The sequence below is a fragment of the Acidovorax sp. JHL-9 genome (genome assembly GCF_000426205.1).
GTDB classification, from domain to species: Bacteria; Pseudomonadota; Gammaproteobacteria; order Burkholderiales; family Burkholderiaceae_C; genus Acidovorax; species Acidovorax soli.
Genome location: NZ_KE384507.1, coordinates 14,326 through 38,056 on the forward strand (window position 1 = coordinate 14,326; position 23,731 = coordinate 38,056).

Sequence of the window (23,731 nt, forward strand, 5' to 3'; positions counted from 1 at the left end):
CTTGTGGCGCAGACAAGCCGCGCCGGTTTGATCTAGTTAGCCAGCGCTCTTTCAATCGACAACGCCTTATTCAATTTGAGTTCTTTCGGCGAAAGGATAAGAAAACATCCGATTACCCCAACCGCACCACCAGCCAATGAATAAAGAACGGGTGCCAGCGTCACGCCGGTTGAATGGATTAGCCAAGTGACGATAAATTGGGCAAATCCACCAAAAACCATTACCGCCAGGTTGTAGCAAATGGCCAAGCCAGAAGAACGCACAGCGGCTGGAAATTGCTCGCCCATCGCCGTCGATAACGGCCCGAAATAGCCGCCGAGTAGAAAACTGAGTGCGGCGTATACAACAATCAGATTGGCAAGCGTCGGGGCTGTCTGCACCCAGGAAAACAGCGGATAGATGAGGATGGCATACGGCAGCAAAAATACGAGCATCACAACCTTGCGGCCATACCTATCAGACAACATCCCGGAGATTGGTATGCTGATGATCATTGCAATGATTCCAATCACCTGAGCCTGGAACGCGTCGTGCAGTGCAAAATGGAATTGACGAGCGAGAAACGTCGGCATGTAATAAAAGAACACGTATACCGATGCAGTCGCACCAGTCGTCAGGCACAAACTTGCCACAAGCGCTCTTGGATACTTGGCAAGGGTGCTCGCCAGCTTTACCTTTTTACCGGTTGCCCGCGCCTCCAAGGACTCCTCCGGTTCCTCAAGATGACGGCGAATCCACCAGCCCAAAGGAACAATGATCAAGCCAATCACAAAAGGAATTCTCCACATGCCGTCAAGAAGCTCCTGCTCTGTGAAAATGGATGTCAATGCGAATCCAGTGGCCGCACCACCAAGTATTGACAAGCCTTGACCGACCATTTGCCAAGAGCCATAAAAACCTCGCCGCTCTACCGGGGCAGCCTCTACCAGATAGGCAGTAGCGGATGCAAACTCCCCACCTGTGGCGAGCCCTTGTATGAGTCGAGCCAAGACGATCAATAGTGGTGCCGCAATACCAATGGAGTTGTATGATGGCGTAAGCACCATTATCATCAAGGACAATCCCATTAAGGCAATAATCAGCTGTAAAGCCGATTTTCTACCTCGACGATCAGCATAAATTCCAAGGGCAATACCACCCAGCGGCCTTGTGACAAAACCTACGCCAAAAGTAGCCAATGTCAGGAGCAGCCCTACGTATTCCCCAGCTGTAGGGAAGAATACCTTGGAAATGAAGACGGCCATGGTGGCAAAAACCGCGAAGTCATACCATTCGAGCGCATTACCTACAATAGCGGCGGTTATTTGCAACCAGCGCGGCGCAGATTTCTTTCTTGAGCTTTTCATGGAATTGCTTCTCTCATTGTGTGAACGCATGGTGGCGGTCATGTCTCTCTCCGTTGGTTTCATTAGCTGTAAATAAAAGGCGGTCTAAGTCGGTCCCATTCCCCGCGGTGCTTGCATAGAGAGCTGACTGAGATACCCGTCGATGCGCAACGCGCGGTTCATCTCGTTCAGCACGATGGTGTAGCCCTCGTCGAAGCCCATGCCGGGCTTGGCCAGCATCTGGGCGACCTGGGTAGCGATGCCGATATGGGTGGTCGTGCGGGCCGACTGGTCCGTTTCCGCACAGGTGCCGCCCAGCACCGGGCCCACGCCGTTGTGATGGCAATCGAGGACGGCATCGATGGTGTTGTGGATGGAACCCAGATCCGGCGTCTTTACCTGGATCAAGTCCACGGACTGATTGACGGCGAACAGGTGGATGTCCTCGGCGGTGTTGGCCCATTCGTCGGCAACGATCTTCACTTGGCTGCCGCGCGTCTTGAGGATCTGGCGCAGGTGCGCCAGCGCCTCGATCTGTGCATCCCGGCTACCGGCGTCCAGCGGATGCTCGATGGTCAGCGGGTGTGGGCCCGCCGCGGCTTCCAGGCGCTGGAGGATGTCGGCCGTGCGCTCTGGCGAACCTTGCACCGAAGCGCCGACCATACCGTAGACGTCCAGATGGATGCGCGGGCAGTAGTCGCGCTGCGTCTTGAGCTGTTCGATGCGGGCGACGATCCAGTGCACATAGCGCTCCAGCTCGGCGCCATCGGGGCCGACCAGTTCCACGGTGTTGATCAGGCCATGCGGCAGGATCGGCACACTCTTCAAGATCATCTTGTCGACGTTGGTGTACCGATCGTCGCCAGATTGCGCGTAGATCGGGACCGCCGCCAGCGGGCCAGACAGCTCCCACTCATCCTTGATGACCCGTGCCATGACGTGATGGCCGGCCACGTGAGCGGCGGCATTCAGCAGGGCCTGGGATACGCCGTAAGCTGCGGCGCGCTTGGCCTCGATTGACTCGGAGATCCAGGCCTCGGCCTGCACCGCCGCGTTCCGAAAGTGGCTGACATCCAGCCCCAGCAGGCGGGGTGCAAGGTCCTGTTCGATCTGCTGCGCCAACAGCTTGGCATGGAAGCGCGGCTCGCGCCCGCCCACGCCGGAATACTGCACGCTGGCGCAGTCGCCGATGGCCACATAGCCATCACTGAGCACCAGCATGACCGAGACAGACTCGGAGGGCTCGCGAATGACTTCATAGCCTGGCGTAATGACCTTTCCCTGGTAGGCAGCGCCATCGCGGACGGCCCCGGCCTTGATGGCCGCCTGGTCATCGAAGAAGAACGAACCGACCCCAGGGGCGGCGAGAACTTTGACGATCTTGATCGCTTGACTCATTGCAGTTCCTTGAGGGTTAGATGGCGGTCTGGCTGACTAGGCGCAGTTGCATGTAGGCCAGCACGCCCTCGGTGCCGCCTTCGTAGCCGTAGCCGCTGTTACCCAGGCCACCAAGGGCCACGTCGGGCAGCGAGGGGGCGGTCTGGTTGATGCCGATGTTCGAGGCGTTCAAGCGGCGCACCATTTCGTCGCGCACGCGCAGCGAGTCGGTGAAGACGTAGGCCGCGAACGAATACGGCGTTGCGTTCGCCAGCTCCACAGCCTCGTCGACCGTGTTGACGGACTGAACGGTGGCGATGGGGCTGAACGGCTCTTCGACCAGGATTTCCGCATTCTTGGGAACCGACGACAGCACGGTCGGCTCGACAAAGAAGCCGGGGCGCTCCACTCGCTTGCCGCCCGTTTCAACCGCCGCGCCCTTGGAAACGGCATCTTCGACCAAGTGCAGGAACGTCGAAACTCGACCGCCATGCGCGATGGCGCCCAGCGTGGTGCCGTCGTCCTGGCCATGCCCGAGCTTGTAGGCTTCGGCCCGCGTCACCAAGGCCTTGACCAGTGCGTCGTGAACCGAGGCATGCGCCAGGTAGCGCGTCGGCGCGACACACGATTGCCCCGCCGAGCCGAACTTCGCAGGCGCGGTCACCTGTACCACCTTGTCGATATCGGCATCGCTCCACACGACGACCGGGGCGTGGCCGCCCAGCTCGAAGACGCAACGGATCAGGTTCGGTGCGGCCAGTGCTGCCAATTCCTTGCCCACGTTCGTAGAGCCGGTGAAGGACACGACCTTCACCACCGGCGATGCCAACAGTTGCTTGCTGATCGCACGCGAGTCGCCGAAGATCAGGTTGACGACGCCTTCGGGCAATCCGGCATCGGCGAGGGCTTGCACAATGGTGCTCGCGGTGTAGGGCGTGAATTCGGACGCCTTCAGGATCACGGTGCAGCCGGCGGCAAGTGCAGCGCCCAGCTTGCGCCCGACCAGCACGGCCGGGAAGTTCCAGGAAGTGATGGCTACTGCAACACCCAAGGGCGTCGGTAGCGACAGGCGCGTGCTGCCGGCAACGATGCCCTGATGCGCTTTGCCGCTGATACGGCTCGCTTCTTCACCGTTCCAGGCCAGCGTCTCGATTGTGCGGCGAAGCTCGCCAACCGCGTCGGCCTGTGTCTTGCCGGACTCCAGGATCAGGCCATTGGCGATCTCCTCGATGCGTTCAGCCAGCAGGGCCGAAGCCTTCTTCAGGATTGCGCCGCGTGCCTGGCCGGTGAGCGCACTCCACGCGGGGAATGCCTTGCTTGCCGCATCCAGCGCTGCCTGTACCTGGCTGGGATCAGCCCGCGTCACGATGCCGACTTCCTCGCCAGTGGCCGGGTCGATGTTGGGCTGGGAACCGGCTTGACCTTCCTGCCATTGCCCATTGATGAAGAGGTGCGCGTCGATATTCTGTTCGGCCATGGCCGTCTCCTAGGAACAGAGGGTTGATGAATCAGCCAAAGCTGCGCTTGCCACGAACGAGATCTGCGCCCTTCTCGGCGATCATCAGCGTGGCCGCATAGGTGTTTCCCGAGGTGATCGTCGGCATGACCGAGGCGTCGATCACCCGCAGGTTTTCCAGTCCATGGACGCGCAGCGAGTCGTCCACGACTGACATCGGATCGGACTTCGGCCCCATGCGGGCCGTGCCCACGAGGTGGTAGCCGGTCGAGCCGTTGTGCTTGCAGAAGTCGAGCAACTGCTCGTCGGTGCTGACCTGGGTGCCCGGCACCGTTTCCTCCACCAGGTACTTCGCCAGGGTCGGCGAGTGCAGCAGGCCGCGAATGATCTTCATGCCTGCGACCATGACCTCCTGGTCCAGGCTGTGGGCCAGATAGTTCGGCTGGATCGCCGGGTCCTCGAAAACGTTGGTCGAGCGTGCACGCACATAGCCACGGCTCAGAGGCCGGTGCTGCCACCACCCGCCAGTCACGCCCGGATAGTCGTCGAGCACGTAGTGCTTGCCTTCCTTGTAGCTGCCCGGAACGAACACGCATTGAAGGTCCGGCGTCTCTACCCCCGGATTCGACTTGCAGAACAAGTGCGCTTGGGAAGGTGTCAGCGTCAGCACACCCGGCTTCTTCGCCACCCAGCGCATGATCTGCCAGAGCAGCCGCGGGCCACGAGCCATTTCGTTCAGGGTGGTGACACCCGGCTTGGCGCGCATGACCAGGCGCGCCGAATAGTGGTCACTCAGGTTCTCGCCAACGCCCGGCAGTTCATGAACGACCTTGACTCCCAGCTTGGCCAGCAGGCTGCCGGGGCCAACGCCCGAAATCTGCAACAGCCGCGCCGTGTTGGCTGTGCCTGCGGACACGATCACCTCGCGGCGCGCCTTGACGATGGTTTCCTCGCCGCCTTGGCTGCGGATGAATTCCACGCCCACTGCACGCTTACCCTCGAACAGGATGCGCTGTGCCCGCACGCTGGACAGCAGTTCCACGTTGCCGCGCTTGAGGGCCGGAGCCAGGAAGCCCACTGCGGCGCTGACACGCAGACCGTTCTCGATGGTGCGCTGGAAGTAGCCCACACCCTCCTGGTCGCCTGAGTTGTAGTCGGGGTTGCGCTTGTGACCCGCAGCGACCGCCGCTTCGATGAAGGTTTCGGAGATGGGATGGAACCAGTCCATCGGCGTCACCGGGATCTCGCCCGAGCGCCCCCGGATGCCGTCGCTGCTGCGGCCGGTGTAACGCTCCGAGCGGGAGAAGTAGGGCAGCACGTCTTGGTAGCCCCACCCCTGGTTGCCGAGCGATGCCCAGTGATCGAAGTCACCCGGCTGGCCCCGGACGATCATCATGCCGTTGATGGAACTTGATCCACCGAGCACCCGTCCCTGGGTAGTGGAGATTTTTCGCCCGCCGCTTCCCTCCGAAGGCTCGGTCTTGAACTGCCAGGTGATCTGGGGTTGGGTCAGGGTCTTGACGAAGCCGGCCGGCACGCGGACATAAGGCCGCAGATCGCTGGGCCCCGCCTCCAGGACGCACACCGTCACATTGGGGTTTTCGGACAGCCGGGCCGCCAAGATGGATCCCGCTGAGCCAGCGCCTACGATCACATAGTCATAGGTCTTCGCACTTTCCGTATTTGTGGTCATTTCATCTCTTTCGCCAGGGTTTCTGTCGCGCCGACATCACTGCGCATGCGATGAAATGGTAGGAAGCCAGATAGAATCAGAAAAGCGATTTATTTTCTTCAATAGATGCAATAGATGCATGTATTAAAAAAACTAGATAGAAACCCTAGATTACGCAGAGACAGGCTTATAACTAATTCAGGAAAGGATCAACGAGTCCATGTGATGTACTCGACGTGCATTGCAGGGATACCGTGCATCATGAGATGATTGGTGTTTATAGAACAATAGATGCATAGAATTCATCTAAAATTCAGCCATGTCTCTCAGTGCATACGAGGTTTTCGTCGCCATTGCAGAGCGCGGCAGCTTTGCAGCCGCTGCGCACCAACTGAACTTGTCTCCGTCGGCGGTGAGCCATGCCTTGGCCTCCTTCGAGCAGGAACTGGGCTTCGCGCTCTTCGTGAGAAACCGCAGCGGCGTTCGCCTGACCTCGGGAGGCGAAGCGTTGTTGCCCACCGTCAGAGAGGTGCTGCAAAGCAACGAAAAACTGGAGCAGCAAGCGTCTAAGCTGCTCGGCCTGGAGGCTGGAACGGTGCGCATCGGCGCATTTAGCAGCGTAAGCGTGGCCTGGATGCCGAAGATCATCCGTTCGTTTTCCGACCTCTATCCGAACATCCAAGTGGTCATCGAGCAAGGCGGGTATGACGATGTCATTGAATGGATCATCAAGAGCCGGGTTGACCTGGGTTTCGTCACCTTGCCTGCCGCACCTGGGTTGGATGTAACGCCGCTGTACGCCGACCCACTGGTCTGCATAGCGCCGCCCAGCTTCGAGCCGAAAAACAAGGCCTATATGACGGCCGCGGAGTTGGCAGAGCACAACGTGGTGCTCCAAGGAGAGGGCTATGGCAAGGAAACCCAGCAGTTGATGACGACCCACAAGATCGCCATTAAATCAAGCGCGCGGGCGATCGACGACGCCGCCATCATCGCCATCGTCGAGAGCGGCCTGGGCATCAGTGTCGTGCCACAACTCGCCTTACTCAACTATCGGAGTTCGGTCCAGGTCTTCCCGTTCTATCCAGCGGAAAGCCGGGCCATCGTGTTGGCATCCTTGAGTTATGAGGGGCTAGCGCCGGCGGCAAAGGCCATGCATAAGCACATTGTCGAATCCGTCGCTTCGTGGTCGAAACAAGAGGGTGGAAATCGCGGGTAAATCGAGGCGCGACAGGAGGAAGCAGGCACTGTTCAGGCACAACCCACAGATGGTCCACGCGCCCGCTCAATCTCCCAAGACGCGCCGCCAGCACGCACCGTCGCAGCCATCTGCTGTCCCAGCCGCGGCTCAATGACCGGCTTCCACGGCACCAAGCTGAAGCCCATGCCGTCATCGAGCATCGCGTAGCGCCCGCTGGCAAGCATGACGGAGCGCCGGTAAATGCCCGCCACGCGCTGACCATCGGCCACCGGGCGATGCTCCAGGCCGGTGTCGGCGGAAATGTCCTTCGCGGCCTGGGCCAGTTCCCGATTAAGCAGCGTGCCGAGCAGGTTGCGGGCGAGGATCACGCGCTGCCCGCGCCGCTCGGCCAGCCCCTGTTCGGCCAGGAAGTCGGCGCGCTGCTGCATCGCCTGCTTGGCCTCCGCACCAAAGCCCAAGTCACCCAGGCCCGAGCCGCCGCCGATCAACTGCTGATCCAGCCAGGTGGCGCCGATCACGCGCGCCTGCCGCTCAATGGGCAGGTGCGATTTCAGCTCCACGACCACGCCGCCCAGGCGCTGGGCGTCGTAGCGGCGGCCCTGCTCGGGCAGGTCGCCCGGCACCTTCCATAGACCCTCGGCGACACGCTCCACAATGCCGGCCCGGCGCAGGGCTTCCAAGCGTCGGACGTGGGCGGCCACGACTTCCTGCGAATCACGGCCAGGCACGGCCTGTCCCTGCGCGATGGCGAGATGGTGGTCGGTGCGGTACAGGCCACCGCTCGCCAGCGCGGCGATGTTCCTGTCCGCGGCGCGCACGTCAGCCGATCCCTTCACCTCCACCACGGCCCCGGTGGGATAGTTCGCCAGCTCGTCGCGGGCGCTGAGTGCGACGTAGTGGGCCTTGCCGTCCACGCCGTCGATGACCAGATAGCCCCGGTCGCGCAGTTCATCGGCCAGCCCTTTCGCGGCCACGCGCCCGAGGATGCCTCTCCCCTCCTCTCCCGGCTCGAACACCGCCAGCTCGCGCGGCTCGCCACGCATGGCTCGCTGTAGGGTGCGGATGATGTCGCCGCGCTCGCCCAGGGCGCGCAGGGTCTTTTCCGCGTCGGCATGGACGGCCCAGGTGCCCGGCTGCGTTTCGTCGGCCAGGCCCAGGCGCTGCAAGCGTTGCAGGCGGCCGATCAGCAGCAGGCGCTGGCGTTGCAGCCGTGGTTCGTTGAGCCGTTCGACATGCACCAGGTAGTCGTCGCCGGCCTCGCGCTTGAGCGTGCGATCCAGGCTCGTCCACCGCTCCTGCTCAACCTCGCGCCGCAAGGTCTGCTGAATCTCCAGGTCGGTGCGCGGCCCCAGCCATTCGGTTGCCAGCTCGGCGGCCCGGTGGCGGAAGCCATCGGCGATGTAGTCGCCCGCGATGATGAGGTCTTTGCCGGTGTCGTCGCGCCCGCGCACGACGATGTGCGTGTGCGGGTTGTCGGTGTTCCAGTGGTTGACGGCCACCCAATCGAGGCCCGTGCCCAGGTCGGCCTCCATGCGTCCCATGAGGTGCCGCGTATAGGTGCGCAGGTCTTCCAGCTCCGCGCCATCCTCGGGCGAGAGGATGAAGCGGAAATGGTGCCTGTCGTCGGCGCAGCGTTCCTTGAAGGCGTCGAGGTCGGCGGTATCGGTCTGCGGCCCGTAGGCTTGGCCCGGCTCGCCGTCGCGGCCCACGCCATCGCGCTCGATGTAGCGCAGGTGTTTGGCGAGCGACTGCGGGCTGGCCTGACGCTGGTTGACCAGCAGCGTCTTGATGGTCACGCGCCGCGACAGGGGCGTCAGCTTCGCACCCGCGAAGCGCGCCGCCGTGTGGCCGCGCCCCAAGCGTGAGCCGGGGCGCTGGCCGGTGCCCTTGCCGGCGCTACCAGCCACCCCTGGACGGCGCACTGAGGACTTGCCGCTGCTGGCCTTGCCCGCCTGCTTCAGCACCTTGGAGACAAAGCTCTGGCCCCGGTTCTTCGGGGCGCTGGGGCGGATGCGGAAATCGTCGTCGCTGCGGTCGCTCATGGCTGTCCTCCCGTAAAGCTTCAGCGCGTCCCGTCGTGCGAAGCACGCGGACATGCCAACATCGGCGCGTGCTTCGCGCCCCATGCGGCACGGCGGCGAAGCCGCGCCGTGCCGCGCCGACCCCACGTGCAGACTGGCTTTGCGGGCGGCCGGGTGCCGCGCCCTTTTGTCTTGCCTTCCGCCTTCGCCTCCCGCTCGCGCTCCCGGCAGCGGCGGCCCGATAGCGCTGTGCTGCTGGCAGCCAGCGCCCCGGCGAACGCGGCCAGGGCCATCGGCCCAGTGCGTTCGAGGCAAGACGCCTGCACGTTGGACGGCTGCGCCGAAGGCAGCGCGAAGTGCGGTGCCCAATGCGCAGGATTGGCACCCGCACTGCAAGCGCGACGACATGGCCAGCACTGCAATGTCTGCCAACGGAACGACACGCCCGATGGCACGACACGATGCACGGCGACGTGCAGCGAGTCGGCGGCCATCACGGGCGTTTCTCCAGCCAGACCGGGTGCGCAACGCCAATCACGGCGGATGCGCCGATCGGCCCGAAATACCGGCTGTCGAACGACGCCGGATTGGTGACGCTGAGGAGGAACAGCTCGCCCGGCCGAAGCTGCCGGCACTGCGGCCAGGACAGCAGCGGACGGCCCAACCGGTCGGCGGGCAGCACGGCGGCCGAAGGCACGCCGTCGATGCGGACACTGCCGCCCGAGATGCACACCTCCTGCGGCGCGACGGCACCCACGCGCTTAAGCAACGGCACACGCGTCGGCAGGTAGCCGCGCTGCGCGGCGAGCGCGGCGGCGTCTGCCGGCAAGCGGGTCAGGACGATGCTGCCAACGTGCAATGACGGTGGCAGCGAGCCGGTGCGCGGATCGAGCGGATCGACGCGATACCAGCCGACCGCCACGCTGTCTGACGGGTTGTAGGTCAGGCGTGGCAGCGGATGCACGAAGGATGCCCAGGCCAGCGCACCGAGGCCGCAGGCGGCGAAGCCTGCGAGCACGATGCGAGCACTCAAGCGTGAGCGAGCGTGCGAGCGAGGACGCGGCGTGGTGCCAGTGGTGGAAACGGCCGTCATGGCAGTGCCCTCCCGGTCAGCCGAGCGGCGTGCCGCTCGGCGGTGTATTCGGGCAGCGGCAGGCGCGCGGCGAGCCGGTTGGCGAGCGTGCGCCAGTACGCGGGCGAGGCACCGGCCGGTGCGATGCCCAGCGCGTCAATGGCGTCGATGCGCTCCAGCACAGCACGCACTTGCCCCTCGCCCTCGGCGTGCAGCAGCAGGCGCGCGCCTGGCTGCACGCCGGGGATGCGCTGCGCGTCGTCCAGCGACGTGCTGGCTTGCATCACCATGAGCTGCCAGCGCACGGTGCCGTAGTCGTTGGCTTGCCAGCGGATGCGGCAGAACAGCGCGCCTGGCAGGAACACCGTGCTGCGCCGCCAGCGGTCGAGCTGGTGCGTGCGCGCGGGTTCGCCAAAGCGCAGGTAGAGCTTGAAGCGGGCCTCGATGTAGGCCAGCGCCACGCGCGTCAGCGGCGTGCTGGTGGGCTGGCCTGAAGGCGCGATGAAGGAAGGCTGTGGCGCAGCCGTGGCCGCGTCAGCGGCAGGCTCGCAGGCCGACGAAGTGGATGCGGTCATGGTGTGTTCTCCCTGCGTTGCTCAGGAAACTCCCGCTCCAGCAGGCCGCGCAGCAGGTCGGCCACCGTCACGCCCTGCGTGAAGGCCGAGACCTTGATGCGCGAGCGCATGGCGGGCGTGATGTCGAGGGTCAGGCGCGCCGTGTAGACATCGCCTTTCTGGAGGTCGTCGGCGCTGCCCTGGCGAATCCACGCCTCGGCGTGCGGATTTGCGGGCGGACGCACGCCGATGCCGACGCGCTTGGCCGTGCGTTTGTTGCTGGCTGGCGGCTTCTCGGTCATGGCGTCCACCGCAGCAGTTCGTCCACCAGTGCGGTGATCTCTCGCGCGGCGGCGCTGTCCGGCGCCGTCTCGCGTGCAAGCCGGCCAGCGGCCACGCTGTCGGCGAATACGATGCGCTGATGCACTTCCGCGCGCAGCGCAGGAAGTGGCTGGTCGGCCAGCGCACCGCGTGCTTCGCGCCCGATCACGGTGGTGCTGACGCGCCGGTTGATGACGAAGGCAGCGCGCAGCGCAGGCCGGAACACCTGCGCCTCGCGGATCAGCGCCACCATCTCGGCGCAGGCCCACAGGTCGTAGGGGCTGGGCTGCACCGGGATCAGCACCCGCTCGGCCGCCAAGAGCGCAGAGCGCGCCAGCGCTGCGATCCTGGGTGGCCCGTCGATGACGACGTGATCGGCCCGCCTGGCGAGTTCTGGCGCTTCCTGGTGCAGGGTTTCGCGAGCGAGGCCCACGGCGTTGAACAGCCGTGGCAAGCCTTGCTGGCTTCTGCGCTGCGTCCAGTCCAGCGCAGAGCCCTGCGGGTCGGCATCCAGCAGCACGACATGCTGGCCGCGCATCGCCAGCTCGCCGGCGATGTGGGTGGCGAGCGTGGTCTTGCCCACGCCGCCTTTCTGGTTGAGCAGCGCGACGATCATGACCTGGCCCTCCGCGTTGGAAAGCCCGGCTGTTGCTGCTGCGTTTCTGCCTGCGCGGCGGTTGTCCACTGTGGCGCGGCGCTTCTACTAAAAGTTAGAGCATTTAAGTTAGGGAAGTTAAGGCAGGCCGAAACCCGCGCCAGCATTGGCTTGGCAGCCGATCCGTACTCCTGATAGCACGATAGCCATACTCCCGATAGCACGAGTCCCCGTACTCCTGATAGCACGAGCCCGTCCACAGGCCACGCACCGTTTATCCCCGTGCCGTGGACGGCACGGGACGCACGGGCCGGAAGGTCAGCAGCTCGGCCCCATCGCCCGGTATCCGCTCGATGCCCAGCACGTAGCCCGGCAGCGACTGCCGCGCGACGAGCGCACGCAGGTCGTAGGCGAAGTCCGAAAACCGCGTGGCGCTGCCCGACTTGCGCCACAGATGCCGGAAATCGAACTGCCAGCCGTGGGCCTGCCGCCCGCCGTGCTTGCGCACCAGGCGGTACAGCCAGCGCTCGATGCCCCCGGTCAGGCAGAAATACGCCGGGTCGATGGTCAGCGCCAGCGCCGCATCCATCACGCCCGCATAGAACCAGTCCGGCAGGATCAGCTCGATGCCCAGCGGAGTGCCCTTGGCATCGGCCAGCTCCTTCCACTCGTTGATCCACGAAAACCGATGCAGGCGCCGCCCGGTCGTCTCGCGGATGGACGTAGCCACCGTGGTCGATTGCAGGCGATCCAGGGCCGCCTTGAGGCGCTGGTAGTCGCGCAGCGACGTACCGCGCCCGATGAAGCGCAGGATCTCGTAGGGCGTGGCCTGCATCAGCCGCGACGGGCGCAAGCCCGCATCGCGCGCTTCCACGATCTGCGAGGCGGCCCAGATCAGCACGTCTGCATCCCAGATCGTGGCGATGCCGTGCTCGGCTGTACCCTCTACGCGGATCGTCACGCCGCTGGCCTGGAAATCGATCGGCGCCGTGCGCCGCGACTTCGCCAGTGAGAAGAACGGAAAGGCCATCAAGTCCTGGCTGTCGCGCGGCGCCATGTCGCCCGGCAAGGCGCGGAACAGGTCGAGCTGTTCGCGTTCTTGCGAAGGCCGCTGCCGGGACGGCAGCGCGGGGCTGGACATGGCGGTAGCCTGGCGCGTGCCAGCGATCAGCGCGCACGGCTGTCCGCCGCATGGTGCTCGGCGTACTCGGGATCGGAAGTCGTCTCGAAGCTGCGGTCGGCGGCCCAGGCATCGAGGTCGGCCACGGCGTACATGACGCGCCGGCCGAACTTGCGAAAGCGCGGGCCGCCGCCAATCACGCGCTGTTTCTCCAGCGTGCGCGGCGACAGGCGCAGGTACTCGGCGGCTTCGTCGTTGGTGAGGTAACGCTGCGGCTGCGCGGCAGCGGTCGGGACAGTGGCCGAAACTGTTGCAGAGGGCCGCAAGGGAGCAGGACGCATGGTGTGAACCTCCATCGGTTGTGAAGCTCCGGCCACACAGCGCAACCGGATGGAGGCAGTCTCAGAAAACGAAGCTCCGCTGCTCAGGGACGTTTTGCGTCCCCATCAAAACGTCCCTTCTCAAGCGGCGGCAGTTGTGCTAGCCGGCGATAGCCGCTGCGCATCAACGCATTGCCCCGGCGCACCAGGCGGCGCACGCGGGCGCGCAAGTCGCCGTCGGCGTGCCAGTCGGCCGCCACGGCGTCGGCGCCGAACAGTCCTTCGGCCACGTCGCGCAAGGACGCGCCCGCCAGTGTCGCGTCGAGCGCTTGCAGGGTGTGCAGCTCCAGCATCGCGGCCGGTGTGGGCCGGGGCCTGGCGATGGCCTGCGTCGCGCTGCGCGCAGGCGCGGGCGCAGCAACGCCGCCGCCACTTCCGCGATTGGCATAGGCGACCGCCATGCCGTCCTCCAGGCCGGGCGCCAGCGCGAAGCGCGCGCAATGGCCAGGGCTGTGCGCGATCAGCGCCAGCCCTTTGCCGTCATGCAGCAGTTGTTTGTGACCGGGGATGTGCCAGAACTCGAAAGCCGCTGCATCGGGCGGCGGATCGGCATCGGGATGGAGTTGCACCACGGCATCGTGGCCGGGTAGCCAGGCCGGATGCGCGTCGCGCGCATCCAGGGCCGGGTCTTCCAGCAGACGCAAGCCCCAGCGAAGCGCCGCTTGAGGTCGCCGCTGGTGGCGCAGCCAGTCGAGCCGGTAGTCAGGGTGGCGGCGCAGGTATTCCCAGGCCAGTGCGAGCGTGTCCAGGCACAGGATGTAGAGGTACGCGGCGGTCGGATACCAGTGCGCGATATGGTGGGGATTGACCATGACGCAAGCTCCCGTCGAACAGCAGGAACGTCGTCACGGGCGTTCAAGAACGGAGCTACCGCGTCCACATCAAAACATCATCCGAACCTGTTTAAGCTGTAACATCAAGTGTCAAGACCGATTGGCTCCGGGGTATTGCGCAATGCGTCCGAATACGACGGCCGCGCAGTCCAAAAACGTCACGCGGCAGAAATCAAGGTGCCGTAACCCGCGCCAAAGATCGTGGCCGTTTTCGTCTCAAATGCCCTGTTTCGGTGCAAGAGTGCGAATTGAGACCGGATAAATCCGAATTGCGACGGAAATAGTCTCAATATGCTCGGCTGCGCCAGAACACGAACGGCTTAATCGACGATGCCGCCGTTCTCCTGCATCAGCCGCAGGTATTCCGACAAGGGCCGCACTGCCTGGAAATAACGGTCGCGCATGACCGGCTGCTGGCGCGGCCCGACGATGGATGCCAGATCGGACAGCTTCACGGTGCCCAGCTCGGGCATCCCCAGGCCCAGGTCGATCAGGCCGTAGGCCGTATCGCCGTCGGCCGGGTCAAGCGAAGCGATCAGCCAAGTGAGGTGTGCGTCCGGGGTAAACAGGCGCACCACGGGCAGCGGGTCGCCGGCCTGACCGTCAGCACGGGCTTGGCCGTGGGCCAGCAGGCGCTGGCGCTCGTCCTCGGTGATGAGTGGCTTCATGGCGGTCTATTCCCAATTCACAAATCCGCCCAAGCGTGAAAACGCAAAGCCGCATCGGCGGATTTGGGAAAAAGCACGATTGTGATTCCGTGGCTTTGCGCTTTTGTGGAAATCCGCAGAGGCACAGATGCGGATTTCCGTAAAAACACAAAACAGTAAGGCTTCAATGAAAGAGTTAAAGATAACGTGGTTTTAATTGTGCTGCGACTTGACGCTTCTGTCTATGCAGAAGCGATCCATTCAGCGCGGCCGACCGGCCGGCGCCACCACCTACGATGCCGAGTTGGCGCAAGCCTTCGGCGCGGCGGTGCGCGCGCTGCGGACGGAACGCGGCATAGCGCAGGAATCGCTGGCGCACCTGGCTGGCATCGAGCGCTCGCACATGGGCAAGGTCGAGCGTGGCGAGCACATGCCCACGCTGGCGATCATCTTCAAGATCGCCGGCGCGCTCGAATGCAGCACCGCCGTGCTGATGAGCGAGGCCGAAAGCCAGCTCGCAGCGGCGGCCCAGCAGCCGTAGGCGCTGGCCGGGTCGATCCGGCGCCGCCGGTTCGGCGGTATCGAGGGGCGCCAAGCTGTGCGCGGCGGGGATAGCCTGCAGGGCTTTCCCCGGAGGCAAGCGAAGCGCGCAGCGCCGCAAGCGTGAAGGCGTGAGGGATTGGAGCCGGATGGCCGTGACGGCAAAGACGGCACGGGGCGTAGCCCGTAAAGCCCGGCGGTGCATCGCACCGACACGCCATGTCCTGACTGCAACCGTAGACGCCATATCCAGACAGGGAAACGCAGCCCGATATGGGGCACTGCCTGCGGCTGCTGCGTTCGGGACGAACGAACAGCGCAGCGCCCCGCCGTGTGGCGGGGCGCTGCGGGCGGCGGTCACGCCGCCTGGGGCTTGCTGCGCGACCAGATCAGGTCGTGCGTGCCATCCTCGCCTTCGATCAGGCGGGCGTAGACCGTGGCCGGGAACGAAGGATCGTCGAGGGTCACGGAGATGTACTCCCGCCCGGCCTCGCTGGTCTTCTTCCACGCCGCGCCGATGTCGTGGCTGGCGGCCTGCAGGCGGAAGTCAGGGGCCTTCTCGTTGTCGCCCTTGTCGTTGGGCACCAGCTTGACCTTGACGTTGAGCGTCAGGGTGCGAAGCGTGCCGGTGAAGCCGTCTTTGTCTGCGGTGAAGGTGCCGATGTTGGCCATGATGAAACTCCTTTTGGTGGAACAAGGTTCGCGCCCATCGCGTCCTTGTTGTGATCCGGCCGGCGGGGGACGGGCTGGCTGCACCGCTTGCGGTCGCAACGCAGTGGAGAGCCGGGAGGCGAAAAGAATTTGTCCCGCGAGGAATGCGCCGAACGCAGTGACAAAGCAGGGGAAATTGTTTTCGTTGGACGGTTGCAGCCATGAAGCCCGAGGCGCAGCCGCGCCACCGCCAGGATTCACAACAACACAAGGACGCCTTGGGCCGAACCGCACCGCAAGGAGATCGGGCCGGCTCGGCATCCCCGCATGAAGGCTGCTCCGGCTCGTCCACTGACGCAGGCTAGGTCAACCATCCAATGACAAGCGAGAACGTCCCCGCCGCACCTTGCGGCGCTGGTCTTGCGGCGTGGCGTGGAAGCTCCATAGCGATGCCGGGCGGGTTGTCCGTGAACCGTCCTTCGTGACGTGATGGGTACGAACCGCCAGCGTTGAGGACGGTACGCATTTGCACAACCTGCCGCAGCAAGCGCCAGCGTGTTCGCCAGCGCGCCGTCCATCGCGGCGGGGCGCTGACCGTGCCGATCCGGCGCAGCCGGTTCGGCGGTATCGAGGGGTGCCAAGCTGTGCGCGGCGGGGATAGCCCGTAGGGCTTTCCCCCGGAGGCAAGCGCAGCGCCGCAGGTGCGAAGGCGTGAGGGATTGAAGCCGAATGGCCGTGACGGCAAAGGTGGCACGGGGCGCAGCCCGAAAGCCCGGCGGCGCATCGCGCCGACACGTCTGGAGTGCTCGCTGGAACTTCTCCTGCTGGTCAGTCAGATTCAGGCTCTCGCTCCAACTTGATTGCGTGAATGCGTGCCTCTATGGCGTCATCCTGCACACGTATCGAATCAAGGCGTTCCAGTAGGAAATCCTCCCGAACAACCTCCACGACGGTCGTTTTCCGGTCTTCACCATCGTGCCAATTGAACTCCAGTCTGGCGAGCGGCACTTCGTGCAATTGCACCGCTCCGCCCTCCATCACTTTTGCCGTCAAGAGTTGGCCGCTTACAACCAGAATGGGGTGCCAGAAGAACAAGCGCCAATACCTTCCAGTTTCCTCTGCAACCCACTCGTTGAACGAACTCAACTCATCTTCCGTGTACCGGCTAGCGTTGAGAAGTGACGAGTAAATTTCATCTGATTGACGCGCGGTGAATTCATCCTGTCCGTGCGGTTTGTCCAGCGCACAAATCTCTGCGAACAGGTTGTGCCAGTTTGCCGCGCGCTCGTCGTAGATGTGCACTTGATCATGGAAGGGACACGGATTCGGGCTTGTGCCGAATTTGATGTAACTCTCGAAGTCCGCGTTGGGCGTTGATGGCCGTTCCGTCAAAAGAACAATGGGATAGGCATTGTTGAGAGCTTGAATCACGAAGGTTGTCTTCACGCAAACACCACGGTGATTCAGTCCACCAGCGACTTCCGCCGTGAGGTCAATTCCTCGCGATGTCCCGTGAGGGACTTTATGCGTGACATTGGGCTCGACAAAGAAATTTTCCTCCGCGAGCGCGCGTACAACGCGAGATTTCATCAAATATCCCGAGCGTTCAAGAGCATCGCGGATAACGTCGATGGAAATTGGCTGTTCTGTGGGCATACCGGCATTGTGCTGTCTGTGAGAGATTCGCTGGCAAGATTACCTTCAACGCCGCCGCCTGAGCCCCAGCGAAGGCGGCGGCCTGGTGTTTCGGCTGCAGGGCTTCAACACCTGGCGCGGCCACTGCCGCGCCCGGATTTTGCTTTTCACCGCGCCCAGGGCGGAACGGCCTGGGCGCGGTGCTGATCGGGTTATTCCTTCGTCTCGATGAGCCACCACACGGCACGCGGCAAGGCGTGGCCCGTGATGGGGTGAATGTCGGTCAGGTCGGCGCGGGCTGACCAGCCCGAGGGCGGGCGGTAGCCGCGCACGTCGCCATCGCCGTGCCAGCGGCGGGCGCGTACCGTGCCGGGGGCGTAGATCGCCGCCATGCGTGGGCGGCTGGTGGTGGTGCGGGTCATGGGGCGTTCCTCCTTCAAGCGAAGCGCCCCGGTCGATGCCGGGGCGCTTGCTGTCGGCGCAAGTCAAGCGGCCAGCGCCACGGCGAGTTCATCCGCCATTGCCTCGGCATCTTCCGGGGCGTCGTCCTGCTCCTGCGGTTCCGCCTGCGTGGCTTGCGGCGTTTCGGCCTTGAAGATGGCGGGCATCCACCCGGCACCGTTCGCCAGCCGTTCGGCTTCGCTGGCAATGTCGGCCTTCTTCAACTTTGCCAGCCGGGAAACCTGCTCGGGCGCGTACTCGCCAACGGCTTGCAGGACTGCCGCCTTGGGAACGTGCTTGAAGTAGCCTTCTGCGGTCGGCTGCCACCATGCAGCCATGTCGAGGCCCACGGCCTGCGCCAGTTCCGCGCCGGGTTGGTGCGGCGTGGCGCGAGGCGTCACCACGTCCACCGTGGAAGCCACACACACGGCCAGCAGATTGACCAGTTCGTCTTGCGGCTTTGCCAGCAGCACGGCGAACAGTTTGGCGCTGTCCTGCGGCAAGGCTTCACCGGCCACCTGTTGCAGTTCGTGCAGCGCCAAGGCGGCGGGCGATTCCGGCCAGTCCGGGGCCATGCCTTCCAGCCGGTCTTGCACCGTCAGGCGAACGCTCAGCGGTAGATCGTGGCCGTAATGGCTGCTCTGCAAGACGGTCTGCACCATGCCATGTACCAGCGCGGCCAGCGCCACTTGCGGATGCCGGGCGACTTCGATTTGCAGCGCTGCCGTGCGGTGGGCGCTCAACCGTTGCGCCAGCCGGTCGGACATGGCAGCGGTCTTGGGCTGCCTGTCGTCGTCCCCGTCCTCGCCTTCGTCGCCCTCGGCATCCTCGCCGCCGAAACCTTAGCGCAGGCGTTCCAGCGTGCGCAGCGCCTTGGCCTCGCGCAGCAGCCCGCGATGAACGACGGCCTCGCCGTTGCGGTCGATGGTGACGATGGCACCGGCTGCGGCCTTCGTGTTCGGGCTGTAGCCCTGCAAGCCATCTTCCTGCGCCTGCAACTGTTCTCCCAACTGCTCGCCTTCCGTCTGCAGGGCTTCGGCCTTGTCCTCGTCGTCGGCCTCCATCGCCGAATCCACCGCCTCTCCGATGACTTGCATCTTGGCTTGCAGCCGCTCGATGCGCTGCGCCTCGCGCTTGTTCGGCGTGCGCCGCTCCCTCGGGGCGCGCTGGAAAGCGTGCAGGTCGGCATGGGTCACGCCCGGCGTGGCATCCACCCAGGCCCAGCCCTCGGCGCGGATGGTGGCGGCGATGTCAGCCAGCTTGTCTTGCGCCAGCCGTTCCAGCAGCGCGGCGTCGTTGAGGTACACGCCCGCGTCGCCTTCCGCGAACAGGTCACGGCGCACGCCGCCGCCTGCGGCCTCGTAGGTGTCCAGCCCGACAAAGCGCACCAGCGGATGCCGGTAGGCGTCGATTTCGCGCTCGGTCAGGCGTTCGCGCAGCGCGGACGGCTGGCGCTGCCACTGCGGGGCATCGTAGAACGCAGCTTCCTGCGCGGCGTGGTCGTCGGTGATGGCAAGGGCCATCAACTGGTCAAGGCTCACAGCGTCGGCGCGGTAGTCGTCCATCAGGCGCGCGGAGACGTTCGCCAGCTTCAAGCGGCGTTGCACTACCAGCGGCGTGACGGAGAAGTCCGCCGCAATGTCCTCAATCGGTCGGCCTTCGGCCACCAGTGCCGCGAAGGCTTCAAACTGGTCTGCCGGGTGCATGGCCTCGCGCTGCACGTTCTCTGTCAGGCTGGCGGTGCGGGCCGTGCCATCGGCCACTTGCAGGCAAGGCACGTCCCAATCCTTGGCGATGCGGTGCTTCTTCGCCAGCAGCTTGAGGGCTGCGAGGCGACGGCCACCGGCGACCACCTCGTAATGCTCGCCATCGGCGGATGCGATCACGATCAGGTTTTGCAGCAGGCCCACGCGCTGGATGCTCGCGGCCAGTTCGGGGATCGACATGCGCGGGACGGTCTTGCGCACGTTGCGGCCCGTGGGGCGCAGCACCAGCCGCGACAGCGGAACCAGAATCAGGTTCTTGGTCGGGTCGGCGGCTTCCAGCGGAACAGCGGCGGCGGTGTTGACGGCGCGGGCTTCGGCTTGAGTGATGGCGTTCATGGTGGTTCTCCAATCGAGTGAAACAAGGAATGGAGGGGAAACCGCCCCTCCGGCGGGGGGGGGACGGGTCAGGCTTTGAGCTGGCGCAGGCCATCGGCCAGCAGCCACAAGGCGCGGTTCAGGCGCACATCGGAATCAATGCCCTGCACGGGGCGGGTGTGCTGGCGGCGTCCGTTGACGCTGCGCCCGGACAGGCCACCCTTGGTCAGGTTTTCCTGCGTGCGGTTGAACACGCTCCACAGGTCGGGGCGGCGGTCATCGAACCGGCGCGGCATCAGGATTTGCGACTCGGTGACAGGCGCGGGCTTGTCCGGGTCGTCGTACTTGAGGGCCAGCGCGGCGCGGGCGAACACTTCCGATTCGCCATCGTCCAAGGTGATGCCGCGCATCAGGTCGCGGGATTCCTTCACGCGCTCGAAGCCGCTCAACACCTCGAAGGCGCCTTCGATGACTTGGCCCGCCACGTCGCCCTTGTGAGGCACGCGCACATCGGCCACGGTGTCGCCGCACACAAGGCCATTGCTGCACACGAACCGGAACATTCCGGCCAGCATCTGATAGCTGCTGGTGCCATCGTGCGAATTCAGCAGCACGATTTCATTGGCCTCCGCGCCGTTGATCTGGCTGGCATGGCGCAGGCGCAGCATGTGTTTCGTGTGCTCGCGCTTGCCTTCGTTGCGCACGCGGGTCTGGCACACCATGAAGGGCTGAAACCCCTCCTTGCGAAGCTCGGTCAGCACGGCGGCGGTGGGGATGTAGCTGTACCGCTCGGAACGGCTCTCATGCGGCGCGTCCGCGAAGATGGACGGGGCCACCCTGCGAATCTGGTCATCGGACAGCGGGTAGTCGCTGCGCAGTGCCGGGGAATGGGAAGCGAAGCGGGATGCGAGTTGCATGGTCTTTCTCCTGACAAAGAAGGTTTGCTGTTCACACCGCACACCGGATTCCTAGATTCGGAGCCCAGCCTTCCGGCTGTTCGGTGCGGTCGGCACGAGGAACCCGGTTGGCCCTGTTGCCACCGTCTTTCCTGAGTTCATCGCCCGCGACGGTCAGGAGCGCGCGGACGGGGGCCGTCAAGGAAGCAAGCGCAGGGTTGGTGCGGCCCGCAGGCGCAGCCGAGGACACGGCCCTGCGCGCCTTGATGGCACACGGGAGCGGGCTACAGTCGCGGACAAGGTGATGAAGTCAGGGGAGACGGCTGGACAAGGCAACGGCCTTCCCACACGCCGACCGCACGGCAAGCGAAGCGCGCAGGCCCGAAGCTGGAAGCCGGGCCGGAGGCGTCAGGGATGTGGAAGGCTGGCGATAGCCAGTCCCTTCAGGGATGAGCGAATAGCGAACCTGGAGCAGCCCGGTCCGCGGAGCGGAGACGCAAGAGGACTCTTCGTTTATTATTTGTTTTGCAAGCAAATGTTGCTAAAGCAAGAATACGGGGGCCTAAAAATGATCGTCTGCATTAACCGTCTCAAGCAGTTCGGCATCTTCAGCGAATTCAATGGAACGAAAATCCAGAAGTTTGGCCGGTACAACCTTGTCTATGGCTGGAACGGAACAGGCAAGTCAACCCTATCGAATCTATTCTCTTGCTTTGAGCTTCGCTCGATGGTTCCTCGCTTCAGTGCGGGTCAGTTTTCAGTCGTTTTGGAGGATGCTTCAACGATCACGGAAACCACACTCCCTTCATCCCAATTAAATATCCACGTCTTCAATCAACGCTTCGTGCATGAGAACATTGATTGGGACAAATCCGTAAAAAGCATCCTTCTCATTGCGAAAGAGAAGATTGATGACTTGCAGAAGCTGGAGAAGCTGAAAGGCGAGTTGCAGTCGAAAAAGAAATCTCACGACGAAAAGCAAAGCGATATCAAAAAGCAGCGTGAAGCATTGGAGAAATTTCTGACCAATGCTGCCAAGAAAATGAAGCTAGGACTTCAGGCGATTGATACGAGCGATAGCTACTACTTGAATTACGACCGCCGCAAGCTCTCTAATTTCATTCAGAGTAATGGCGATGCCATTATTAAGCCTGACTCGGTTCTTCCAGATGAGAAGGTCATCGACCTTACGAATGCAGCGAAGCCAGACCAGCTTCCAAGTATTGCTTTCGTCTCAACAAACATTGAACCTGACTACTTTAGGAAGGCGGCAGGTCGCATCAGGGACTTGATTGGAACTACAGCAGTCAATCAAGCTGTCCAGCGGCTTACTGATAACCCGGACATCCGCGACTGGGTTCAAGCCGGCTTGGAAATCCATAAAAATCATGACTCGCAATCCTGCGAGTTCTGCGGCTCCCCGTTCACCCAGCTTCGTGCCGAGGCACTCGCTGCCCACTTCAGCAAAGAGTTCACGGATTTTCAAAACCGGCTTCAAAGTGCCGCAAATTGGATTGAATCCCAAGGCGCTCCAGCCAATCAGTTGCCCGCAGTGGCGGAGTTTTATAAAGAGCTATCGGCCGACGCAGAGAAGCTCCAGAAGGAATACACATCTGCGGCTGAGAAGATTGACCAGCAAATCGAAGGATGGCGGGAAGCTCTGAAAGCAAAAATTACAGACCCTGCAAAGACAGATATTCAGATTTCGGATGTGATCGAAGAGGATGTCACGAATTTCAATGAGATCCTGAAGTCGATCGTTGCGCTCGTCGGAAAACACAACAACAAGACTTCAAACTTCAAATCTGAAACATCAAAGAGCAAGGTGGCACTGGAGCTTCACTTTGCTGCGGCTGAGGTGCAAGAATTTGACTATGCTGGAAGTGAGAAGAAGTGCAATGACCTTGAGGCTGAAGCAAAGAATGACTACAAGGAAATTGAAAAACTTGGTCAAGAAATCGGAGCAATAGAGGCACTGCTCTCAAATGAGACGGTTGGGGCGAAGGAGTTCAATGACACCTTACATCGCTTCATCGGCCGCTCTGAGCTTTGCCTGAGCTTTAATCAGAAGAAAAAAGGCTATGAGATCATCAGAAACGGGGTGGGTGAGCATGATGGGAATTTGAGCGAAGGTGAGAAGACTGCGATTGCATTTGTCTACTTCATCACGAAGCTCAAAGAAAACGGAAACAACATCAAGGACACGATTGTCGTTGTTGATGATCCCGTCTCAAGCTTTGACTCGAATCACTTGTTTCATGCCTATTCGTTCTTGAGAACTCAATGTACTGAAGCCAAGCAACTTTTTGTGCTGACTCACAACTTCACCTACTTCAAGCTAGTGAGAGATTGGTTTACTGGAACAAACAGGAATAGGACCGCTAAAGGAAAACCGGAAAATTGCTTCTTCTATCGACTAGATGCGCCGCCCGGCTCACCCCGCCATTCGTTGCTTGTTGACGCCGATGATTCTTTGAAAAATTACGGTTCCGAGTATCACTACATCTTCAAAAAGCTCTATGAATACAGGGCGCATACGGCTCTTAACAGAGATGAAGCCTTTTTGACTGCCAACCTCGCTCGCAAGCTCGTTGAATCGTTCTTTACCTTCAAATATCCAAAGCGGAGAAGCGATATCAGTCAATTGATGGATGTTGGCCTGAAAGACTGCACCACTACAACACCGGAACTCAAGGAGAAGATCTACCGTTTTATCAACAAATATTCGCATAGCGATGTAATTGAAATAACTGAGGAGTCGGCAGAAAACTTGGCCGGCGAAAGCCATAGTGTCATCGGGCACATCTTTCAGTGGCTTGAAGAAGTGGATAAGAAGCATTACGACGAAATGATTCAGGTTGTGACTGCTTGAGCATTGACATCGGAACGAAGACATGGATAGGCAAGCGTCGC

The 23,731-nt window shown here is 62.7% G+C and carries 20 protein-coding genes and 1 pseudogene; 3 read left to right on the plus strand and 18 right to left on the minus strand.

All coding sequences use genetic code 11. The features are described from left to right. Positions 1-32 precede the first annotated feature (32 nt). Genes K225_RS21355 through K225_RS0119235 form a run of 4 tightly spaced genes read right to left on the minus strand, consistent with a single transcriptional unit; the run spans position 33 to position 5,851 of the window. Complete coding sequence (locus tag K225_RS21355; RefSeq protein WP_238323290.1) at positions 33-1,388, minus strand: MFS transporter; 1,356 nt, start codon at positions 1,386-1,388, stop codon at positions 33-35. Positions 1,389-1,430: 42 nt separating this feature from the next. Further along, positions 1,431-2,723, minus strand: a complete 1,293-nt coding sequence (locus K225_RS21360) for a methylaspartate ammonia-lyase (protein WP_051249103.1) — start codon at positions 2,721-2,723, stop codon at positions 1,431-1,433. 16 nt (positions 2,724-2,739) lie between these two features. Further along, complete coding sequence (locus tag K225_RS0119230; RefSeq protein ID WP_026437830.1) at positions 2,740-4,179, minus strand: aldehyde dehydrogenase family protein; 1,440 nt, start codon at positions 4,177-4,179, stop codon at positions 2,740-2,742. Between the two features lie 31 nt (positions 4,180-4,210). Then, positions 4,211-5,851, minus strand: a complete 1,641-nt coding sequence (locus K225_RS0119235; protein ID WP_026437831.1) for a GMC family oxidoreductase — start codon at positions 5,849-5,851, stop codon at positions 4,211-4,213. Between the two features lie 298 nt (positions 5,852-6,149). Between K225_RS0119235 and K225_RS0119240 the strand changes: the two genes are divergently transcribed. Next, positions 6,150-7,049, plus strand: coding sequence for a LysR family transcriptional regulator (locus tag K225_RS0119240; RefSeq protein ID WP_026437832.1), 900 nt, complete (start codon positions 6,150-6,152; stop codon positions 7,047-7,049). Between the two features lie 32 nt (positions 7,050-7,081). On the opposite strand, the gene K225_RS0119245 is transcribed toward K225_RS0119240, so the two are convergent. The 9 genes from K225_RS0119245 to K225_RS0119285 form a co-directional block, all read right to left on the minus strand. Beyond that, positions 7,082-9,073, minus strand: a complete 1,992-nt coding sequence (locus K225_RS0119245; protein WP_026437833.1) for a relaxase/mobilization nuclease and DUF3363 domain-containing protein — start codon at positions 9,071-9,073, stop codon at positions 7,082-7,084. A gap of 472 nt (positions 9,074-9,545) precedes the next feature. Then, entirely contained in the window at positions 9,546-10,145 is a 600-nt protein-coding gene (locus tag K225_RS0119250) for a S26 family signal peptidase (RefSeq protein ID WP_026437834.1), read from the minus strand. Further along, positions 10,142-10,699, minus strand: coding sequence for a DUF2840 domain-containing protein (locus K225_RS0119255; RefSeq protein WP_026437835.1), 558 nt, complete (start codon positions 10,697-10,699; stop codon positions 10,142-10,144). Before K225_RS0119255 ends, K225_RS0119250 begins: the two co-directional genes overlap by 4 nt. Beyond that, complete coding sequence (locus K225_RS0119260; RefSeq protein WP_026437836.1) at positions 10,696-10,980, minus strand: hypothetical protein; 285 nt, start codon at positions 10,978-10,980, stop codon at positions 10,696-10,698. Before K225_RS0119260 ends, K225_RS0119255 begins: the two co-directional genes overlap by 4 nt. Then, complete coding sequence (gene parA, locus K225_RS0119265; RefSeq protein ID WP_026437837.1) at positions 10,977-11,615, minus strand: ParA family partition ATPase; 639 nt, start codon at positions 11,613-11,615, stop codon at positions 10,977-10,979. Before parA ends, K225_RS0119260 begins: the two co-directional genes overlap by 4 nt. 253 nt (positions 11,616-11,868) lie before the next feature. Next, positions 11,869-12,735, minus strand: coding sequence for a replication initiator protein A (locus K225_RS0119270; RefSeq protein ID WP_026437838.1), 867 nt, complete (start codon positions 12,733-12,735; stop codon positions 11,869-11,871). 26 nt (positions 12,736-12,761) lie between these two features. After that, complete coding sequence (locus K225_RS0119275; RefSeq protein ID WP_026437839.1) at positions 12,762-13,055, minus strand: AlpA family transcriptional regulator; 294 nt, start codon at positions 13,053-13,055, stop codon at positions 12,762-12,764. A gap of 83 nt (positions 13,056-13,138) precedes the next feature. Further along, positions 13,139-13,906 (minus strand): DUF2285 domain-containing protein, encoded by a 768-nt coding sequence (locus tag K225_RS0119280; RefSeq protein ID WP_026437840.1) that lies wholly within the window; start codon positions 13,904-13,906, stop codon positions 13,139-13,141. A gap of 341 nt (positions 13,907-14,247) precedes the next feature. Continuing rightward, positions 14,248-14,595 (minus strand): DUF2958 domain-containing protein, encoded by a 348-nt coding sequence (locus K225_RS0119285; RefSeq protein ID WP_026437841.1) that lies wholly within the window; start codon positions 14,593-14,595, stop codon positions 14,248-14,250. 223 nt (positions 14,596-14,818) lie between these two features. On the opposite strand from K225_RS0119285, the gene K225_RS0119290 reads away from it, so the two are divergent. Then, positions 14,819-15,115 carry a helix-turn-helix domain-containing protein gene (locus tag K225_RS0119290; RefSeq protein ID WP_026437842.1) on the plus strand — a complete coding sequence of 99 codons (297 nt, stop codon included), beginning with the start codon at positions 14,819-14,821 and terminating at the stop codon, positions 15,113-15,115. Positions 15,116-15,471: 356 nt separating this feature from the next. On the opposite strand, the gene K225_RS0119295 is transcribed toward K225_RS0119290, so the two are convergent. The 5 genes and pseudogenes from K225_RS0119295 to K225_RS0119315 form a co-directional block, all read right to left on the minus strand. Further along, positions 15,472-15,786, minus strand: a complete 315-nt coding sequence (locus K225_RS0119295) for a DUF736 domain-containing protein (RefSeq protein WP_019726278.1) — start codon at positions 15,784-15,786, stop codon at positions 15,472-15,474. An 807-nt stretch (positions 15,787-16,593) separates the two neighbouring features. After that, entirely contained in the window at positions 16,594-17,421 is an 828-nt protein-coding gene (locus tag K225_RS21365) for a hypothetical protein (protein WP_034713551.1), read from the minus strand. A 191-nt stretch (positions 17,422-17,612) separates the two neighbouring features. Then, complete coding sequence (locus tag K225_RS0119305; protein WP_026437844.1) at positions 17,613-17,822, minus strand: hypothetical protein; 210 nt, start codon at positions 17,820-17,822, stop codon at positions 17,613-17,615. Between the two features lie 63 nt (positions 17,823-17,885). Then, positions 17,886-19,943, minus strand: a pseudogene (locus K225_RS21370) (ParB N-terminal domain-containing protein). 68 nt (positions 19,944-20,011) lie between these two features. Further along, the gene (locus K225_RS0119315; RefSeq protein ID WP_026437845.1) at positions 20,012-20,839 is read right to left on the minus strand and encodes a DUF932 domain-containing protein; all 828 of its coding nucleotides are present in this window, start codon (positions 20,837-20,839) and stop codon (positions 20,012-20,014) included. A gap of 283 nt (positions 20,840-21,122) precedes the next feature. Between K225_RS0119315 and K225_RS0119320 the strand changes: the two genes are divergently transcribed. Continuing rightward, on the plus strand, positions 21,123-23,690 hold the full coding sequence (locus K225_RS0119320; RefSeq protein ID WP_238323291.1) for an AAA family ATPase: 2,568 nt from the start codon (positions 21,123-21,125) through the stop codon (positions 23,688-23,690). The last annotated feature ends 41 nt before the right edge of the window (positions 23,691-23,731 follow it).

Bases quoted from the DNA above. Each gene is read 5' to 3' on its own strand.
- K225_RS21355 (WP_238323290.1), bottom strand. From the start codon at position 1,388: ATGACCGCCACCATGCGTTCACACAATGAGAGAAGCAATTCCATGAAA.
- K225_RS21360 (WP_051249103.1), bottom strand. From the start codon at position 2,723: ATGAGTCAAGCGATCAAGATCGTCAAAGTTCTCGCCGCCCCTGGGGTC.
- K225_RS0119230 (WP_026437830.1), bottom strand. From the start codon at position 4,179: ATGGCCGAACAGAATATCGACGCGCACCTCTTCATCAATGGGCAATGG.
- K225_RS0119235 (WP_026437831.1), bottom strand. From the start codon at position 5,851: ATGACCACAAATACGGAAAGTGCGAAGACCTATGACTATGTGATCGTA.
- K225_RS0119240 (WP_026437832.1), top strand. From the start codon at position 6,150: ATGTCTCTCAGTGCATACGAGGTTTTCGTCGCCATTGCAGAGCGCGGC.
- K225_RS0119245 (WP_026437833.1), bottom strand. From the start codon at position 9,073: ATGAGCGACCGCAGCGACGACGATTTCCGCATCCGCCCCAGCGCCCCG.
- K225_RS0119250 (WP_026437834.1), bottom strand. From the start codon at position 10,145: ATGACGGCCGTTTCCACCACTGGCACCACGCCGCGTCCTCGCTCGCAC.
- K225_RS0119255 (WP_026437835.1), bottom strand. From the start codon at position 10,699: ATGACCGCATCCACTTCGTCGGCCTGCGAGCCTGCCGCTGACGCGGCC.
- K225_RS0119260 (WP_026437836.1), bottom strand. From the start codon at position 10,980: ATGACCGAGAAGCCGCCAGCCAGCAACAAACGCACGGCCAAGCGCGTC.
- parA (WP_026437837.1), bottom strand. From the start codon at position 11,615: ATGATCGTCGCGCTGCTCAACCAGAAAGGCGGCGTGGGCAAGACCACG.
- K225_RS0119270 (WP_026437838.1), bottom strand. From the start codon at position 12,735: ATGTCCAGCCCCGCGCTGCCGTCCCGGCAGCGGCCTTCGCAAGAACGC.
- K225_RS0119275 (WP_026437839.1), bottom strand. From the start codon at position 13,055: ATGCGTCCTGCTCCCTTGCGGCCCTCTGCAACAGTTTCGGCCACTGTC.
- K225_RS0119280 (WP_026437840.1), bottom strand. From the start codon at position 13,906: ATGGTCAATCCCCACCATATCGCGCACTGGTATCCGACCGCCGCGTAC.
- K225_RS0119285 (WP_026437841.1), bottom strand. From the start codon at position 14,595: ATGAAGCCACTCATCACCGAGGACGAGCGCCAGCGCCTGCTGGCCCAC.
- K225_RS0119290 (WP_026437842.1), top strand. From the start codon at position 14,819: ATGCAGAAGCGATCCATTCAGCGCGGCCGACCGGCCGGCGCCACCACC.
- K225_RS0119295 (WP_019726278.1), bottom strand. From the start codon at position 15,786: ATGGCCAACATCGGCACCTTCACCGCAGACAAAGACGGCTTCACCGGC.
- K225_RS21365 (WP_034713551.1), bottom strand. From the start codon at position 17,421: ATGCCCACAGAACAGCCAATTTCCATCGACGTTATCCGCGATGCTCTT.
- K225_RS0119305 (WP_026437844.1), bottom strand. From the start codon at position 17,822: ATGACCCGCACCACCACCAGCCGCCCACGCATGGCGGCGATCTACGCC.
- K225_RS0119315 (WP_026437845.1), bottom strand. From the start codon at position 20,839: ATGCAACTCGCATCCCGCTTCGCTTCCCATTCCCCGGCACTGCGCAGC.
- K225_RS0119320 (WP_238323291.1), top strand. From the start codon at position 21,123: ATGAAGTCAGGGGAGACGGCTGGACAAGGCAACGGCCTTCCCACACGC.